Below are 18,134 nucleotides of genomic sequence, written 5' to 3' on the forward strand. Positions count from 1 at the left end.
AGCCACAAAAAATATACCAAGTAAGCTTATTTTTAAAAATCAACGCCTAAAGAAAATTGTAATCTTGCTTTGTTAAATTTGCCTGTATCGTAGCCCCAGCCGTAATCTATTCGTATAAAATATCCAAGTAATTCTATTCTTGTTCCTAAGCCTAAAGCCATTACAAAAGGCTGTTTATAAACATCTATTCTAGCTACTGCCGTACCAGTGTTATTTTGTCTTGTTTCTTGGGCTATATTATCATTAGAAAAAGGTGTTGCTCCTTCCCATGCTGTTCCTAAATCATAAAAACCTATTAACTGCAAATTCTTTAAGAAATTAGAACGCAAAGGTTTTTTTCTAAAAGCAGAAAATATAGGTACTCTCAATTCTGTGTTCCAAACCAAAAAGCTATTGCCATTTCTTATATTTTGCATAAAGCCTCTCATATTCACTGCCGCACTTTGATATGCATAATTATTATTATAATTAATGTTAGTATTTTCATCAAAACTTGGAGATATAATACCGTCTGTAGCTCCTAAATAATATATCATTTTTTTAGTGCCTACCGATGTGCTATAAGCTAATCTATTTGCCCAAATAATATTATTATATACTTTTTGATAATGTCGTGCATCAAAACCCCATATTAACATATACGAGTTATTAAAAATGGGCATTTGTACACTTTCTTTGGCTATAGTATCTTCTTTTGTAGGAAACTCTTTTTGAAACTCTACAAAAGCATTAAACCTAAAACCATTTCTTATATTTTGCTGTATTTCTATAGTATGGTCGTGTACGTATTCAAGTTTTGTGTATAACCAATTTTGGCTTGAGTTTGCCTCATTTAAAGTAATATAATCTGTAGATTTAAAAATATTTCTATCATTTCTAAAACCTACGCCTACCCTCAGGCTATTAAGCATATTAAATGGATAAATAAACTTGGTTTCTACTATATTTGTCCTAATATTTAAGTTGGCTAAAACTGCGTCTGTGCCATTAGACAGCACTCCTATTTTGTTGAAATTTCTTCTATAATAGGTAAATCTTTTATCCCACCGCCCTTTTAGGTTTTCGTAGGTTATGTACAGCTGGTTATTATCAAACAGCCTTACTTTAAAAGGCAAAACATAGCCTGGAGGTGTTTCAGGGTTAGCGTTAGAGAAAAAATCTAAACTAAAGCCTCCGTATATTTTGTGGTTTTCAAATAAATCGGTTATTCCAAAACTTATCATACCGCTAATTGCCGGATTACGCAGTGCCGGCATTCCCGGCTGAAATGGCTGATATTGTGAAATTAAAGTTGAAGTGTTTAAGCCTATTGCCACATCTTCTGTCATAAATTTTAAGAAATACTGCCTTGTTCTTGTAAATTTATAAATGTTGCTTTTTTCTTCTTCTATGGTTCTGTTTATTTCCAGTGCTTCTCGGTGCTTAGCAGATAAAATATCCCAGCTATCAAATTTGCTTTGGTAAATTTTTTCTCTATTTATATTTTTAAAACTTACGGTATCTACTTCGGTTTGTAGTTGATTTTGTTTTAAACTTTGCTGTCTTGCATATTTGTCTAATTCTCCTTGCATAAATAATGTATTGCTACCGTTATTATTTTCTGCATTATCTATATCTTTTACTAAAAAATATTGCTTATTGCCTGCTTTAAAACTCTCTAACTTTTTCTGTCTTAATAATGCCAAAGACAAATTAGAGAAACTCATATCGTAATTAGAGTTTAAATAATTGACACCTTGTGTTTTAATTATCGGTACATTTTCTTGGCTTACTACATCCTTTACTTCTACACCTTCTTCCATAGCATCTTGCAGGTTTATTCCTTTATCTATTATAATAGAGTCTTCTTTGCCAAAAGAAGTGGTTGTAGTATAAATGTATTTTGTGCGTTCGCCTACTTGTACAGAGTTTAAACTTCCTATATATTGATTGTTTACTCCCGTATAATCGCTAAGAAAAGTGTAGCTACTATCATTAAACTGCTGTGGATAGCTCTCATTAGCCAATGGTGTAAATGTTACTTGTGCTAATTTTTGAAAAGGATTATTAAAATCATAAAAGAAAACATCAAAATTTCTATTGGGCAAAATGGTATCTAAACGCTGATTAATAAGTGAATCGTTTGGACGGTTAGAAATAAAAAGCACGCCTTCTCTTGCTCCCAATTTTGCAAAACTTGGTTGCAAATCATCATAAAAATCTTTGGTAAGGTTTTCTAATCGGCTACTGGGCAAGTAATAGGTATAAATATCTATTTGTCCATTTTGCATGGCCGACATTACTATATTTCTACTATCTTGTGCATAAGCAAAATCAAATATTTTTTGAAATTTTCTAAAAGGTCGGGGTTTTTCTTCTCGCTTAAAATTTTCTGAATCGTAGTGTGCTATGTAAAACATATCTTTTCTTTCATAAACAACGCTCAGCTTTTTCCCTTTAGGTTCCCAAGCCAATATAGGAGAAGATAAATCTGTTTCTAAATTAAAGGTTTTAAAACCGCCACTTTTTATATGTTTTGTAGTTTCATCTTGTATGTTGTAAACAAATACTTTCCATCGCCCTAATTTATTGGCGGCATAAGCTATATATTTTCCATCGGGGCTAATAACGGCATTGTATTTTTCAAACTTTTTCTTCTTTTTAAGTACTATACTTTCATCTACATCTACTTTTTGCTTATTCTGCTGTTCTTTTTCAAATCTATCTTTATGATAAGTGTACCATTGCTTTAAAAATTCATCTAATGAATAGCCTGTAGAATACACAAAAGCCTCTTCTACACTTCTATTTACTTTAGCTAAATATAGTATATTGCCTATTACATCTTTAGAAAAATTTTGTTCTAAAAAAGACCAAACAGAATGTCCTACAAATGCTTGGTCTTCAATACTTAATTTAGATAAATCTGAAAATTGTCCCGATAAAATTCCTTGTTTTAAGCGGTTGTCATTTTCTGTAGTCCAATCTTCTGAAACATAGCGTGCCAATCCTTCTGCAAACCAATAAGGAAAATCTACTAAAAAGGAGTTTTTAATTAATTCTTGTATGCCATTTCCTCCTGAAACTCTATTGATATACAATTCGGCTATTCCTCTTTTAATTTGCTTATCTATATCGCTATGTTTGCCATTAAAATATACAAAAAGCCTATTGTTTTTAAGCTGTACTGTGCCCGATATATTTTCTACATCTTCTTTTATGCCAATATTGGTTTGGTGCATATCAGAAATATCATTGTACACAATTATGTCTAATTTGTTTGACAATTTGAAGTCAAGCAATTCATTTACATGCTCCAAGTTTTTTTCTGCTGCTTGAATTACATACTTTCCAATATCTTGCCCACCTTGAGAAAAATAAATTCTAAAATTGTCGGTTTCGTAAAATTGCCACTTAAATTTTTTATACTGAACTCTATTTTTACCAAACTCCACATTAGAATATTGGGCATTAGCAAAAAAGAAACTCCCTATAAGAGTAAAAGTTGCCAAAATGAATTTTATATGTAGTTTTTTAGCTTGCATTAAATTTGAAAACGAAAATTACATAGAATAGTTTGTTTACTATAATTATATTTTATAAAATTTACACTTTAGTGTAAAAAAACGTAAAAAAATGATAGAAGTTGCCTCATTTGCCTTTAATCCATTTCAAGAAAATACCTATATACTTTTTGATGAAACCAAAGAATGTGTAATTATAGACCCCGGTTGTTATACCGAAAATGAAAGGAGGCAATTAAAAACTTTCATAAAAAATAAGGATTTAAAACCTATAAAACTTTTAAATACACATTGCCATTTAGATCATATTTGTGGCAATGCTTTTGTGGCTAAAGAATATAACTTAAAATTAGAAGCTCATAAAGGCGAAAAAGTGGTGCTTGATGCTGCTCCGGCACACGGACAGATGTATGGTTTTATTTTTGAGCCTTCGCCTGCTATTGAAAAATATATAGATGAGGGAGATATTATTACTTTTGGCAACAGCGAATTAAGTATTTTATTTACACCGGGGCACTCGCCAGCAAGTATTTGTTTTTATAGCCAAAAAGATGGTTTTATAATAGGTGGAGATGTACTGTTTTTTATGAGTATTGGCAGAACAGATTTGCCAGGAGGCAATCATCAGCAACTATTAAATTCTATAAGAGAAAAGCTATTTGTACTACCTAATGAGACTAAAGTGTACAACGGACACGGGCAAGCTACTCAAATAGGTTTTGAAAAGGAAAATAATCCGTTTTTTTAAGTTTCGTTTATTTTTAAACTTTTTTCATGTCTTCTTCCGTCCCATAAAGATAGCACTATCAATTCTTCATTATTAAACTTATAAAACAACAAATAATTTTTTACAATTTTAACCCTTACTTTACTAAAATCTGTATTCCTTCCAATTTTTGGATTTTTTGCTAAACGTTCTAAACTTTCTTGAATTAAAGCGTTAAGTTTTATACTAAAATATTTTGATTTGTTTCTATTAATCCAATACTCTAATATTGCTAGTCTTTCAGCTACTGCTGTCTTTGTCCAAATTATTTTTCTTTTAGCCATGTGTCAATCTGTTTATTGACGCTATCATTATCTATTAATTCAGAATTTTTAAGTTCTTCTTCTGCTTTCAATATTCTTTCTTTTTCAAGCTTACTCAATTTATATGTAACTGTATCTAACTCAAAATCTAATATTTTTTGAAGTTCTTCAACTATTGAATTATTTTTTAATTCAGTAATTTTATTTATCAAATTCAGTTTAATTTCAGCAACATTCATAGCACAAGTATTTATTCCAAATATAACGAAAGGATTTTAGAATAAAAAGTATTTAATTAATTTTCCCTTTATACCTATTTTTTAAATACACCATACCTGCTATACCTACTATTATCATTGCCACAGATATAATTTGTGCCTGCGATAAATTGAAAAAGTTTGGATATCTATCGGTAACTCTTATTATTTCTATAGGATAACGCTCTAAACCACTGGCTACAAACAGCATCATAAACATAAAACCGGGCATAAATTGCACTTTTTTACGCAAAGACCAAAGAATGGCAAATAAAATAAAAAACATAAGAATTTCGTAAATAGCTGTTGGATATACGCCCTGTGGCAACTGATGACAATAATTACCTACACAACCGGCTATTTTTTCGCCTTCGTTTATAACATTATGTGCGTATTGATTGCTCCAAAAATACTCTGGCAGCCAACTTGGTGCCGGGTGCGGATTTACTTTTCCCCAATCGCCATCGCCACTAAAATGACATCCCATACGACCAAATGCCATAGCTAAAATAAAAGTGGGAGAAATAGTATCAAACAATACCCAAGGTTTTAGTTTTCTGTATTTTGCATAAATAGTAACGCCCAATATTCCAAAGAATAAGCCTCCATAAATAGTCAATCCACTTAAAAAATTCATAGGGTCGCTAAATAATTCTGCTAATGTCATTTCTGACTTTGGCTGTATAACTTCAAAAATGCTGGCACCTACTACGCCAAAAAATGCTGCCACAAAAACTAATTCGCCTATTAAATCTTGTGGTTCAATATTTACATCTACTTCTTTTGGGGTAGGCAATGCTGCTTTGTTTATTTTGTAATAAGTATAAGCCACAGCCAAAGCTCCTGTAATAAATCCATATAAGGGAAAACCCTGAGATGAAAATAAATAAGCTACTGTGCCTTGCCCTTGAGTTAATAAACTGGGATTATGAATTAAAGCCCCTAAAAACTTCATTCCCACAAAAAACCACAATAAAAATGGAAAAATTAAATCTTTAATTTTAGGTTTTTCGCCTATTAATTGTTTCTCTACTCTTACATCTAACTGCCCTATTTCTCCTCTTCTTTTTAATTCTTTAGAAGCAAAAATAGCCGCCATCATAAAGCCCATTGCTACAAAAAAACCATAGGTATTAATAGGAATATTGGGTATATTAGTACCAAATACTGCATTGAAAAACTCAGGTATAGTGGCATAAGCCCTTAAAAAAAATATGTTCATTAAGTATTAGTTTATAAGGTTTTCAGTTAAAATTTGAGCATCCATAGCTCCATTTCTATTCACTTTGCTCAGTTGCACTTTTTGTATGGTATTAACCATTTCTTCTTGATAAGGAACAGCCACTTTTATATAATTTTTGGTAAAGCCATACATTATTCCTTCATCATTTTCTGCTTCTAATAGTACTTGAGCATATTCATTTTCATATTGCTCATAAAAAGCTCTTCTTTTCTTTTCTGACAATATACGAAGTTGCTTGCTTCTTTCTCTTCTAACATTTAATGGCACTACGGGTTCTATATTTAATGCTTTTGTATTGGCTCTTTCGCTGTAAGTAAATACATGCAAATATGAAACATCTAATTCTTTTAAAAAATTCATTGTTTTTTCAAACTCCGCATCTGTTTCTCCCGGAAAACCAACAATCACATCTACACCAATGCAACAATGAGGCATTACTTCTTTGATTTTACTAACACGTTGTCTATATAAAGCGGTATCATATTTTCTACGCATTAGTTTTAGTAAATTATCGGAGCCACTTTGCAAAGGAATATGAAAATGGGGTACAAACTTTTTAGACTGTGCTACAAAGTCTATTATTTCATTGCTTAATAAATTAGGCTCTATAGACGAAATTCTAAAACGGTCTATTGCTTCCACTTTATCTAACTCTTGCACCAACTGAAAGAAATTTTCTTGGGTGTGTTTCTTACCGTCTTCGGTTTTGCCAAAATCGCCAATATTAACGCCCGTTAATACTATTTCTTTAACTTTTGTTTGAGCCACTTTTTCTACTAAATCAAGAGTTTTATTTATAGAAGAACTTCTACTTCGTCCTCTGGCTAAAGGAATAGTACAAAAACTGCAAAAATAATCGCAACCGTCTTGTATTTTTACAAAACTACGAGTACGCTCTCCATAAGAAAAAGCTTCGCTATAAAAACCAACTTCCTTAATTGGTCCTGCTATCACTTTGGCTTCTTCGCCTATTTTATCTAAATGCTCATGCAAATTAAATTTTTCATTAGCACCCAAAACTAAATCTACACCGTTTATACCTGCAATTTCTTCCGGTTTTAACTGAGCATAGCAACCTATAATTACAACTTTTGCTTCCGGATTAATTTTTTTTGCTTGTTTTACAATATTCTTGCATTTTTTATCGGCATTATCTGTAACCGAGCAAGTATTAATAATATAATAATCTGCCCTTTCAGAAAAATCAACTTTAGTATAACCATTGTCTGTTAAACTACGGCTAATAGCAGATGTTTCTGAAAAATTTAGTTTACATCCCAGTGTATAATATGCTACTTTTCTATTGTAAAACATAAAAATGAAGTGCGAAATTACAATTTTAAAACAGTTAAATGTTATGAAATGTTGTACTTTTAAGAAATTTCAATTATTTTCACAAAAAAATTAAAACTAAAATGAAAAAATTAATACCGATTTTATTTATTCTAACACTTACTATTGGGTGTAAAGATAAATGTCAAGACAGTTTTTGCCCATCGGGCATGGTATGTGTAGATGGACAATGCAAAACTGCAGATGGCAGTTGCCCGGATGGCTACGAAGGCGATAATTGTGATATTGCTTCTAATAAAAAATTTGCCGGGACTTATGACGTAGATTACACAGGAAGTGGTGGATTGAGTGGTTCTGACGGAAATACTACAGCTAATGTGGCTGACGTAAATGGTACTGCTGATAAAATAAGAATAGAAGTAGCATTAGATGTAAATGCCAGTGTTATGGGACAATCAATAACACTTCCATTAGACATATCTGTAGTAGCAGATGTAGATGGAGACACTTATTCTGTTCCTCAAACTACTATTAGCACAAGTGTAACTATACCTAATGTACCCATTCCTATTCCAATAGATATTGACTTTAAAGTAGATGGTGAAATGGTTAGTGAAACACAATTAAACTCAACTTTAACAATGAGTGGTTCTTTAGCCGGTACTATACAAATGGTAGGAACTAAATAACAGTTTCACATTGTAAATAAATAAAAAAGCTCGTATTGATAATCAATACGAGCTTTTTTGTTTTTGTCTATTTCCCTTGTAAATAGTTTGAAAACACAACAGCTCCTTCTGTAGATAAATGGTCGCCATCGGGAATAAAATCTTTTTCTTCAAAAATTAAAGTGCCGTAAAAAAGTTCTTGCATGCGGTTTTCTTTTAAAACAGTATTGTATTTATCTATAAACTTAATAGGAACTTTAGATTTATAATAAGCGTGCAAAGGTGTATTGAGTACATAAAATTCAACCTTATATTCTTTGCAAAGCAATTGTATTTTTTTCAAATATTCTATGCTGATGTTAGAAAACCCATTTATTTCTCCATTTGCATCATAATACTGAAATTTTAACCGTTTATCCATTATCTTTTTATCCGCATGAGTATTGCTATATTTATTCAGATATTTTCCTTTGTACGGTTTTTCTTTGCCTTTCAAAATATCAAAACCTACCTTCACTACACTTTTATAAAAAGAGACATGATAATAATTATCTAACAGAAGTGAAAATTTTGTTTTATTTGGCAATAAGTAATAATATTTTGGTGCCGTAGTTAACGAATATTCTCCTTTAACAAAAGGGTCGTAATAGTTGGATATATTATGATAACTAAAACCTAAATAAACCTCCTTTATATTGGGGTTGTTTTTTAGTAAATATTTTAATTTATAGTAAGAGTAAAAAGTTGCTTCTGCCCTTTCTCCTATATTTATTGCCTTTCCTATTAAAGCATCATTAATATCTTTTTGTATGTGTGAATCGCCAATAAATACTTTTTCTATACTACTATCAATATTAAATTCCTTAGCTTTTTTATTTACTATTAGCATAAAAACAAATAAACTGAATGCAGTAAATAATCCTACAAAAACAAAAAAGGAAATGATATGTTTTATAAATTTTTTCATTAAAACTGAAAGTAAATAAATGTTTGTTCTTTACTTATATTCCATAAAATAAATAAAAGCAATATGGTATAAATAAAATATCGTACATAGACATTTTTAACGGCTAATCCTATTTTTTCTATAGCAAAAGTATCTCTGCGTCCCAGCCATTCTATTGCCATAAAAATAACAATTAAAAAGAAAAGCCATATTGATGTATTATAATCTTTATAGTTGGGTTTTAGTAAAATAGAATGAGAAAAAATACCACTAATATACAAGTAGGCTTGTTTCATACTATTAGCTCTAAAAAATATCCAAGCAAAAACGGTAATAGCAAATGTGAGTCCCATTGAAAAAACTTCTTTTATAGAAGGAAACCAGTTATTTTTTGCCACAATATCTATGTTTTCTCTATTTTTATTAAGCAGTAATAATGGTAAAAAGTATAAAGCATTTAACGCTCCCCATGCAATAAAAGTCCAATTAGCTCCATGCCAAAATCCACTCAAAATAAATATGATAAATACATTTCTAATAGTTTTTAGCTTCCCTACTCTACTTCCCCCTAATGGAATGTATATATAATCTCTAAACCAAGTGGTAAGCGAAATATGCCATCTACGCCAAAACTCGGCTATATCTCTTGAAAAATAAGGGAAAGCAAAATTTTGCATTAAATCTATTCCAAAAAGTCTGGCTATGCCAATAGCCATATCTGTATAACCCGAAAAATCGCCATAAATTTGAATAGCAAAAAAGAATGCTCCCATTACCAGAGCACTCCCATTCATTGTTTCATAATTTTGGAAAACATAATCAGCATAAATAGCACAACTATCGGCTATAACAACTTTTTTAAATAAACCCCACAGTATTTGACGCAAGCCTACTACTGCATTGTTATAACTAAAAGTTCTTTTATTTAAAAATTGAGGTAATAAATGTTTGGCTCTTTCAATGGGACCAGCCACTAACTGAGGGAAAAAACTTACAAAAGCTGTAAAAGCAACTATGTTTTGTGTGGCTTTTATTTTTTTTCTGTAAACATCTATGGTGTAGCTTAAAGTTTGAAAAGTATAAAAACTTATGCCTACAGGCAGTATTATATTTAAAGTAACCAGATGGATTGGCTTGCCTAATAAAGTAAAAACCTCTGCAAAGTTTTGAATGAAAAAATTAGCATACTTAAAAAATGCCAGCATACCTATATTGACAACAATACTAATAGCTAATAAAATTTTTCTTTTAAAAACTTCCGTTTCGTTTTGAAGTAATTTACCTACAAAAAAATCGGTAAGAGTACTAAAAGCTATGAGAATTAAAAAACGCCAATCCCACCAGCCATAAAATATATAACTAACTATAACAATTAATACATTTTGAGCTTTCGTATTTTTAATTAGCCAATACAGTGCAAAAACTATAGGCAAAAAAACTGCAAAATCTATGGAATTGAATAGCATGAAAAATTAACTTCTGTGCTAAATTAAAGAATATTAATCATTTTAGTGCATCTTTATATGTATCTAAAGCTCTTTGCCTACTTATTTTTCTATCAATAATGGGTTTTGGATACTCAAAAGGATTATCATATTCTTTTATCCATTTTCTCACATATTTTAGTTCTGCATCAAACTTTTTCAACTGACTTTCAGGATTAAAAATCCTAAAATAAGGAGCAGCATCGCAGCCACTGCCTGCCGCCCATTGCCAGCCTCCGTTATTAGCCGCTAAATCATAATCTAATAATTTTTGAGCAAAATAAGCTTCGCCCCACCGCCAATCTATCAGCAAATCTTTAACCAAAAAACTTGCCGTTATCATACGCACTCTATTATGCATATATCCCGTTTTATTTAACTGCCTCATGCCTGCATCTACTATTGGAAATCCTGTTTTACCATTGCACCAAGCTTTAAATTCCGCTTCATTATTCCGCCATTTTATATTATCGTATTTAGGTTTAAAAGCTTGTGTAAGCACCTGCGGATAATGCCATAATATCATCATATAAAAATCTCTCCAAATCAACTCATTTAAGTACTTTTCATTATGCTTTTGAGCTACTTTTGCAAGCTCCCTTATTGAAATAGTACCAAAACGCAAATGGACAGATAAATGCGTAGTGCCACTATCTAAATATGGAATATCTCTTGTTTTATGGTAGTTTTTTATTGTTTGAACATCTATATTTTTTGTGGGGAAAGAAATTTCTGTTTCTTCAAAACCTATAGATTTTAATGTTGGAATTTGGGTAAATTCTTTAGCAGAAAAATTAGAGAAATATTTTTCAGTAGGATAAGGCTTTACATAAAATTCGTTCAACTTAATTTTCCATCTTTTAGAATAAGGCGTAAATACGCTATATGGTTTGCCATTATCCTTTAGTATTTCATCTTTTTCAAAAATGGTTTGATCTTTAAAAGTTTTAAAAACCACATTATTTTGCCCACAATATTCACTCACTTTTTTATCTCTTTGTACAGCATAAGGTTCATAATCATGATTGGTATAAATAGCTTTTACATCTTCTTTGTCTATTATTTCTTTTATAATTTCTATAGGTTTACCGGTATATGTTTTTAAACCTGCACCATATTTTTTTAGCTCATTATTTAATTCTATTAAAGTATGGTGTATAAAATGAACTCGTGCATCTTTTTTATTGTCAAGTTCTTCTAAAATATTAGTATCAAAAATAAAAATACACTGTACGTTTTTGTTTTCTTTTAGAGCATAATACAATGCTGCATTATCTTTCAACCTCAAATCTCTCCTAAACCAAAAAATTGTTTTACTATTCATCAAGATGCTAAATTAATACAATTATAATCAGCTAATAAACTCATTAGTTTTAAAATTACTAATTTTGCACCTCTTAAAACAATGCAAAAATAATGGCGAGTGATTTAAAAAACTTATCTCATATTTCAAATGAACTACCAGACGGTAGCAACTATAAAATAGGTATAGTTGTATCGGAATATTATAGCGAAATAACAGAAAATTTATTAGCTGGTTGCCTTGAAATTTTTTCTAAACAAAATGTACAGCAACATAATTTAGTAATAGAATATGCTCCGGGTACTTTTGAACTGCCCATAGCTTGCCAAAGACTAAACAGATGGCATAAATTAGATGCTGTTATTGCATTGGGGTGCGTAGTAAAAGGAGAAACCGACCACGATAAATATATTAATCAATCTGTAGCAAATGCTTTGCAAGAAATGGCTTTAAAATATGGAAAACCTTTTATGTTTGGTGTGCTAACACCTAACAACTACCAGCAGGCATTAGACAGAGCGGGAGGAAAACACGGCAATAAAGGTCATGAAGTGGCGGCCGCTACACTTAAAATGTTAGCGTTAGAAAACAAACTGAAAAATAAATAAAATGAAACTACACGTAATACACGCAGGCTTATTCAAATTAGATGGCGGAGCTATGTTTGGCGTAGTACCTAAGGTGCTTTGGAGCAAATATCAAAAACCAGACGAAAACAATTTATGTACATGGGCTATGCGTTGTTTATTAATAGAAACTGATGATAAAAAAATACTGATAGACACAGGCATGGGAGATAAACAAGATGAAAAATTCTTTAGTCATTTCCACCCACATGGAGCATATAGTTTATTAGGGAGTTTAAAAGATAAAGGATTTACTCCGGAAGATATTACAGATGTAGTACTAACTCACCTGCATTTTGACCACGGTGGTGGAGCGGTAAGCAAAAACGAAAAAGGAGAATTTTTTAATACTTTCCCCAATGCTACTTATTGGGTAGATCAAGTTCATTTAGACTGGGCTTTAAACCCTAATGCAAGAGAAAAAGCATCATTTTTAAAAGAAAATATACAACCTTTGGTTGATTCCGGCAAAGTGGAATTTGTAACAGAATACACTCAAATAATTCCCGAACTGACTTTTGGTTTATGTGGTGGGCATACCGAAGGTATGTTAATTCCTTTTATAAATTTTGAAGGTAAAACCGTTGTATTTATGGCAGATTTATTGCCTTCGCCTTCACATATTCCTATAGCGTGGGTTATGGGTTATGATATTCGCCCATTAGATACAGTAAGAGAAAAAGAAGTTTTTTTAAAAGATGCCGTAGATAAAGATTACATTTTATTTTATGAGCATGATGCTTATACTGAAGCATCAAAAGTACAAGCAACAGATAAAGGAAACTATAAAGCAAAAGATTTAGGTAGTTTAAAAGATTTGATAGGGTAAAGCAAAACTGATTAACATTGTAATAGTAAGCATTTTAGTATTTTTGATTAAGGTCAGATAAAAAGTGCACCTTAAGTTTGCAAGTGGGGCACCCATTAACCGAAAACTCCGTAAAAAAATTAAACTGTTTGAAGAACGGAGTGATGAGTTTTTAATTTTCAGGAGTTGAGGTTATAATGGGTCGCTGAAAACTTATACCAATTGTCAACACAAAATAGTCTAATCTATTTTGTGTTTTACAATGGTAAATGCCGATAGAGCAATACCGCATGGATATCTGTAATAGAACAAGATTGTTCTAAACAGCTATCAAAACGGTATTATACCATATTTTGATTTATATTGTGTATAATATATTTAGTACAATAAGGTGCAACCGAAATTGGACTATTATATATTTCTAATCGGTATTAGTGCGATTCCCTGACTGCCGTCAAGGCAGGTTTTGTAACTTTTCTTCTAAAGAAAAGTTAATGTAAAATACTTCATAGGTATCTTTACGGATAGTTATACAATTATCAATATATTCACTGTGTGAAATTGGTGTTTCAATTAATCATGCGTGTAGCCATCGTAATAAGAATCTTCTTTTAAAATTTCTCTATACTTCTGCATTTTTCTTTCTTGGCGGGCTTTTTTATTAAGCTTATTATAAATAAAAGATAAGGGATTCATAATGGTAGGAGCAGGTTCTTCTGGTTCGCCCTCTATTCTCCTAAAACCTGCGTAAGGTGCTATAACTTCTTTTTCTGCTTTGCGGTCAAGCATGGCTTCTTTAAGCATAGTTCTATTTATGGGCCAAGGCACCACCACAGCTTCTTTTAAATATACCGTGTCTTCTACCATATTTATTAAAACTCTGTAGCTTAATGTGCTTAGCGTATCTGGCAAAGTATAATGAACAGATTTATAGCCGATAGAGGAGAAAATAAATTTATCGCCAGGCTGGGCATTTATTTTAAAATCTCCCGAAAAATCGGTAATAGTACCCGTCATTTTGCTAAGGTTATTTACCGTAACATTATAAATGGGCTTTGAACCTTGCACTATTTTCCCCATAAAAAGTACTGTGGAATCTTGAGTAAAACCAAAGGAAATACTAAGTATTAATATTAAACTAACAATAATTTTTTGCATAAATAGTTCCCAAAAATAATTTTAAAAAGTAATAGATTGGTAAAAAAAATAACAAAACTTGTTAAATATAATGAAGGTGTAGGATATGGTATATTATTTAACCATTAACTTTGCCCCATGAAAATGCTTAAAAACATTTTTCAATATGCGGCAATGGAGCTGAAGTTAGAATTTAGATTAAAATTTGCTTTAGCAGCTTTATTAATGTATGTGCTATCTACCGTTTACTTAATTTATTTTTCTATAGAATATCAAGGAGCTAAAGATAGTTTAGATAATACCATTTGGTCTATTTTATTTTGGCTAATTATTTTGTTTACAACGGTAAATGCTACGTTTAGAAGTTTTTCAAAAGAAAGTGCCGGGCGTATGTTTTTTTATTACACACTTTTAAACCCACGAACATTTATTTTGGGCAAAATGTTAATGAACGGATTGGTTTCATTGTTGCTTTCGCTTATTTCAGCTTTGGTTTTTAGTGTAGTTTTAGGCAATCCGGCTCATAATTATTGGATATATTTTGTAGGTATAGCATTAGGCACTGTAGGCTATGCTTTACTATTTACTTATGTTAGTGCTATTGCTGCCAAAGCAGGTTCAAGTGCGGTACTCTCGGTAGTATTGGGTTTTCCTTTATCTATACCTTTGCTTACCATAATTGTAAAGCTTTTTACCGAAACGTTTAGAGCCACTCCAAGCGTTAATTTTAATAATAATTTATTTATTGCTATAGCATTTATTTTTATACCCTTGTTATTAGCAGTAATACTATTTCCGTATATTTGGCACGACTAAGATTTATGACTAATTTTTTAAAATCAAAATGGTGGAAAGTACTTAGTATCCTTTTTTTGCTTTATGCAATAATTGGAGGTCTTTCTATACCATTATATACAGGACAAGAAGGTTTAGCGTTTCCCAACCTACCTATTTTAAATGAATCCATCAGAAATTTATTGTATCATGTGCCTATGTGGTTTGCTATGGTAGCTTTATTATTTGTATCATTTATATATAGTATATTGTATTTAAGCAATCCTACGGCATTAAAAGATAATATAGCGGCAAGTTTTGCTCAAACAGGCGTAGTGTTTGGTGCCTTAGGCATTTTTACGGGAATGGTGTGGGCTAAAAGCACCTGGGGAGCTCCGTGGACAAACGACCCCAAACTAAATGGAGCAGCCATAGGCATGTTAATTTATATAGCTTATTTAATTTTAAGAGCCAGTGTAGATGATGAAACTAAAAAAGCAAAACTATCTGCTACGTACAATATTTTTGCATTTATAATGTACAATGCTTTTATATTTATAATTCCAAGGCTTACAGACTCTCTGCATCCGGGAAATGGAGGAAACCCGGCATTTAGCTCTTACGATTTAGACAATACATTAAGATTGTTTTTCTATCCCGCCACTATTGGCTGGGTACTGCTTTCTTTTTGGGTGGCAAGTATAGTTTTTAGAATCAACCAAATAAAAATAGATTTAAGTGAAAATGAAAATTCAAAAATTCTTAGCGACAATATTATTTCTAATAATTAGTATAGTAAGTTTTGCACAAAATCAATCGGGTTTTGAGCAAAGTTTAGTAGGCACTAATAAAATGATAGCCGTAATAGTAGTGCTGGCAGTAATTTTAATAGGAATAGCTATTTTTCTTTTTTACTTAGAAAGGAAAATAAAAAATATAGAAAACGAAATCAAACCAAATAAATAAAAAATTATAAAACCAACAATATGGCAAAATCACCAAGTTTCTACAAAAATGTAGAAAAAAACTTTGACAAAGCCGCTAAGTATTTAAACTTACCTAAGGGCTTACTTACGCAAATTAAATTGTGTAACAGTGTGTACAAAATGAAGTTTCCGGTAAAAGACGGAGATGACGTATTAGTAGTGGAGGCATATAGAGTGCAGCACTCGCAGCACCGAGTACCTACAAAAGGAGGAATAAGGTATAGTATTCATGTAAATCAAGACGAAGTAATGGCTTTAGCCGCTTTAATGACTTACAAATGTGCTATTGTAGATGTTCCTTTTGGAGGAGCTAAAGGTGGCATAAAAATAAGCCCAAGAAATACTTCGCCAGAAATTTTAGAAAGAATAACAAGAAGATATACCGTAGAGCTTATAAAGAAAAACTTTATAGGTGCGGGTATTGATGTTCCTGCTCCTGACTATGGTACCGGAGAGCGTGAAATGGCGTGGATTTTAGATACTTATTTAACACTAAACTCTCATGCTATAGATGGCTACGGGTGTGTTACGGGCAAGCCTGTTTCATTAAATGGAATAAGAGGAAGAACCGAAGCTACAGGTAGAGGCGTAGTTTATGGACTAAACGAAGCAGTTAGCTACAAAGACGATATGAAAGCATTAGGGCTTACTACAGGCTTAAAAGGCAAAGAAGTAGTGGTGCAAGGTTTAGGAAATGTAGGATTTCATGCGGCAAATATTATTACTCAATTTGGAGCAAAAGTAATAGCTGTTGCTGAGCTTGAAGGAGCTGTTTACAGCAAAAAAGGCTTAGATATAGAAAAACTATTGGAACATAGAAAAGCAACGGGAAGCATTTTAGATTTTCCGGGAGCTAAAAATTTAGAAAGCAGTGCTGCCGGCTTAGAAGTAAAATGTGATATTTTAATACCTGCTGCTTTAGAAAGTCAAATAACTATAGAGAATGCCGATAGAATAAATGCTAAAATTATAGCAGAAGCAGCTAATGGCCCTGTTACTCCGGAAGCAGAAGAAATTTTAGAGAAAAAAGGCGTAATGATAATACCGGATATTTATATTAATGCCGGAGGAGTTACGGTATCTTATTTTGAGTGGTTAAAAAACTTATCTCATGTGCGTTTTGGTAGAATGAATAAGCGTTTTGAAGAATATAATCAAGAAAATATGATTAATATTATAGAAAAAGCTACAAGTCATAAAATACCGTCAAAAGATAAACAAGCGGCCATAAAAGGAGCTAATGAATTAGATTATGTTAACTCTGGTTTAGAAGATACTATGATAGATGCATACAGAGCTATAAGAAGTGCTAAACTTGAAAATAAAATTTCAAATTTAAGAACAGCGGCATTTTATGTTTCTATTTCTAAAATAGCCAGTGCCTACGGAAGTATGGGTATTTTCCCATAAAACATTAAGCTATCTACTATAATGAAAGGCTAATTCAATTTTGGGTTAGCCTTTTTTGTACCGATTAGGAATATATAATAGTCCAATTTCAGCTTTGCCTTATTGTACTAAATATATTGCTCTATCGGCATTTACCATTGTAAAACACAAAATAGATTAGGCTATTTTGTATTAACAATTGGTATAATATGACTCAAACTGCTGTTCATTGACGAAATCTAAAAGCTTTTGGTAGGTTTTTTCATCATAAAAATTATTGTGCCATAAAATACTCAACACACAAGATTCAGCATTATTCTTAATAAAATTAATAGCCACTAAAATCATATCTTCATTGTTAGAAATGTGGAGATAATAATATAAACTGCTATCCATTACATTGAGAGGGAAAACAGTAAAAGAATATTGTTTTTCAAGTACTGGATGGTATGGCTTAAAAGGTAATCCGTAGGAATTTCTAAACCCTAAAACAGTAGAAAATCCGAGTGAATAATCTTCTTGAATTTTTGAGGCTTCAATTTTTTCAAAATCTTCTTTTACATTAAATTTTAGATAGTGAAATCTTAGTTTATTTGCCAGTAGTTTTGTTAATTCTTCATTTATAGTATTTGAAGAAATACTTTTGTGCAAACCTATATTATGATACTTACTTTTGTTTATTTTATCT

At 31.4% G+C, this 18,134-nt stretch carries 18 protein-coding genes; 8 read left to right on the forward strand and 10 right to left on the reverse strand.

From position 1 onward, the window contains the following. Positions 1–32 precede the first annotated feature (32 nt). A complete protein-coding gene (locus H6578_09240) occupies positions 33–3,491 on the reverse strand; it encodes a PD40 domain-containing protein (protein MCB9227334.1) in 3,459 nt (1,152 codons plus the stop codon). 124 nt (positions 3,492–3,615) lie between these two features. Here H6578_09240 and H6578_09245 point away from each other — a divergent pair, with 124 nt between their 5' ends. Continuing rightward, on the forward strand, positions 3,616–4,251 hold the full coding sequence (locus tag H6578_09245; GenBank protein ID MCB9227335.1) for an MBL fold metallo-hydrolase: 636 nt from the start codon (positions 3,616–3,618) through the stop codon (positions 4,249–4,251). Here the strand turns inward: H6578_09245 and H6578_09250 are convergent. The 4 genes from H6578_09250 to mtaB are packed head-to-tail and all read right to left on the reverse strand — an operon-like array spanning position 4,248 to position 7,346. Then, entirely contained in the window at positions 4,248–4,553 is a 306-nt protein-coding gene (locus tag H6578_09250; GenBank protein MCB9227336.1) for a type II toxin-antitoxin system RelE/ParE family toxin, read from the reverse strand. The two genes, H6578_09245 and H6578_09250, sit on opposite strands and share 4 nt — an antisense overlap. Next, positions 4,535–4,771 (reverse strand): hypothetical protein, encoded by a 237-nt coding sequence (locus tag H6578_09255; GenBank protein ID MCB9227337.1) that lies wholly within the window; start codon positions 4,769–4,771, stop codon positions 4,535–4,537. The genes H6578_09250 and H6578_09255 overlap by 19 nt, the downstream gene beginning before the upstream one ends. Positions 4,772–4,823: 52 nt before the next feature. Continuing rightward, positions 4,824–6,011 (reverse strand): prolipoprotein diacylglyceryl transferase, encoded by a 1,188-nt coding sequence (locus H6578_09260; GenBank protein MCB9227338.1) that lies wholly within the window; start codon positions 6,009–6,011, stop codon positions 4,824–4,826. A 6-nt stretch (positions 6,012–6,017) separates the two neighbouring features. Then, positions 6,018–7,346, reverse strand: coding sequence for a tRNA (N(6)-L-threonylcarbamoyladenosine(37)-C(2))-methylthiotransferase MtaB (gene mtaB, locus H6578_09265; GenBank protein ID MCB9227339.1), 1,329 nt, complete (start codon positions 7,344–7,346; stop codon positions 6,018–6,020). Between the two features lie 101 nt (positions 7,347–7,447). Between mtaB and H6578_09270 the strand changes: the two genes are divergently transcribed. Next, on the forward strand, positions 7,448–8,014 hold the full coding sequence (locus H6578_09270; protein MCB9227340.1) for a hypothetical protein: 567 nt from the start codon (positions 7,448–7,450) through the stop codon (positions 8,012–8,014). Positions 8,015–8,081: 67 nt separating this feature from the next. Here the strand turns inward: H6578_09270 and H6578_09275 are convergent, their stop codons facing one another. From H6578_09275 to H6578_09285, 3 genes are read right to left on the reverse strand one after another with little or no spacing between them, the layout of a single operon-like run. Beyond that, positions 8,082–8,960, reverse strand: coding sequence for a hypothetical protein (locus H6578_09275; GenBank protein MCB9227341.1), 879 nt, complete (start codon positions 8,958–8,960; stop codon positions 8,082–8,084). Next, positions 8,960–10,405, reverse strand: coding sequence for an MBOAT family protein (locus H6578_09280; GenBank protein ID MCB9227342.1), 1,446 nt, complete (start codon positions 10,403–10,405; stop codon positions 8,960–8,962). Before H6578_09280 ends, H6578_09275 begins: the two co-directional genes overlap by 1 nt. 37 nt (positions 10,406–10,442) lie before the next feature. Continuing rightward, a complete protein-coding gene (locus H6578_09285; protein ID MCB9227343.1) occupies positions 10,443–11,747 on the reverse strand; it encodes a deoxyribodipyrimidine photo-lyase in 1,305 nt (434 codons plus the stop codon). 92 nt (positions 11,748–11,839) lie between these two features. Between H6578_09285 and H6578_09290 the strand changes: the two genes are divergently transcribed. After that, positions 11,840–12,334 (forward strand): 6,7-dimethyl-8-ribityllumazine synthase, encoded by a 495-nt coding sequence (locus tag H6578_09290; GenBank protein MCB9227344.1) that lies wholly within the window; start codon positions 11,840–11,842, stop codon positions 12,332–12,334. Position 12,335: 1 nt separating this feature from the next. Continuing rightward, the gene (locus H6578_09295; GenBank protein ID MCB9227345.1) at positions 12,336–13,181 is read left to right on the forward strand and encodes an MBL fold metallo-hydrolase; all 846 of its coding nucleotides are present in this window, start codon (positions 12,336–12,338) and stop codon (positions 13,179–13,181) included. Positions 13,182–13,733: 552 nt separating this feature from the next. On the opposite strand, the gene H6578_09300 is transcribed toward H6578_09295, so the two are convergent. Next, positions 13,734–14,318, reverse strand: coding sequence for a carboxypeptidase-like regulatory domain-containing protein (locus tag H6578_09300; protein MCB9227346.1), 585 nt, complete (start codon positions 14,316–14,318; stop codon positions 13,734–13,736). A gap of 117 nt (positions 14,319–14,435) precedes the next feature. Between H6578_09300 and H6578_09305 the strand changes: the two genes are divergently transcribed. Genes H6578_09305 through H6578_09320 form a run of 4 tightly spaced genes read left to right on the forward strand, consistent with a single transcriptional unit; the run spans position 14,436 to position 17,467 of the window. Further along, positions 14,436–15,113: a heme exporter protein CcmB gene (locus H6578_09305; protein MCB9227347.1), complete on the forward strand. Its 678-nt coding sequence runs from the start codon at positions 14,436–14,438 to the stop codon at positions 15,111–15,113. 5 nt (positions 15,114–15,118) lie between these two features. Next, on the forward strand, positions 15,119–15,862 hold the full coding sequence (gene ccsA / locus H6578_09310; GenBank protein ID MCB9227348.1) for a cytochrome c biogenesis protein CcsA: 744 nt from the start codon (positions 15,119–15,121) through the stop codon (positions 15,860–15,862). Further along, positions 15,816–16,037 carry a hypothetical protein gene (locus H6578_09315; protein MCB9227349.1) on the forward strand — a complete coding sequence of 74 codons (222 nt, stop codon included), beginning with the start codon at positions 15,816–15,818 and terminating at the stop codon, positions 16,035–16,037. The genes ccsA and H6578_09315 overlap by 47 nt, the downstream gene beginning before the upstream one ends. Positions 16,038–16,057: 20 nt before the next feature. Then, positions 16,058–17,467, forward strand: a complete 1,410-nt coding sequence (locus H6578_09320; protein ID MCB9227350.1) for a Glu/Leu/Phe/Val dehydrogenase — start codon at positions 16,058–16,060, stop codon at positions 17,465–17,467. A 171-nt stretch (positions 17,468–17,638) separates the two neighbouring features. Here H6578_09320 and H6578_09325 read toward each other — a convergent pair. Then, positions 17,639–18,134, reverse strand: a 496-nt coding sequence (locus H6578_09325) for a hypothetical protein (GenBank protein MCB9227351.1), incomplete at its 5' end; no start/stop codon positions are given.

The organism is Chitinophagales bacterium (assembly GCA_020635995.1).
Lineage (GTDB): Bacteria > Bacteroidota > Bacteroidia > Chitinophagales > UBA8649 > JAFMKE01.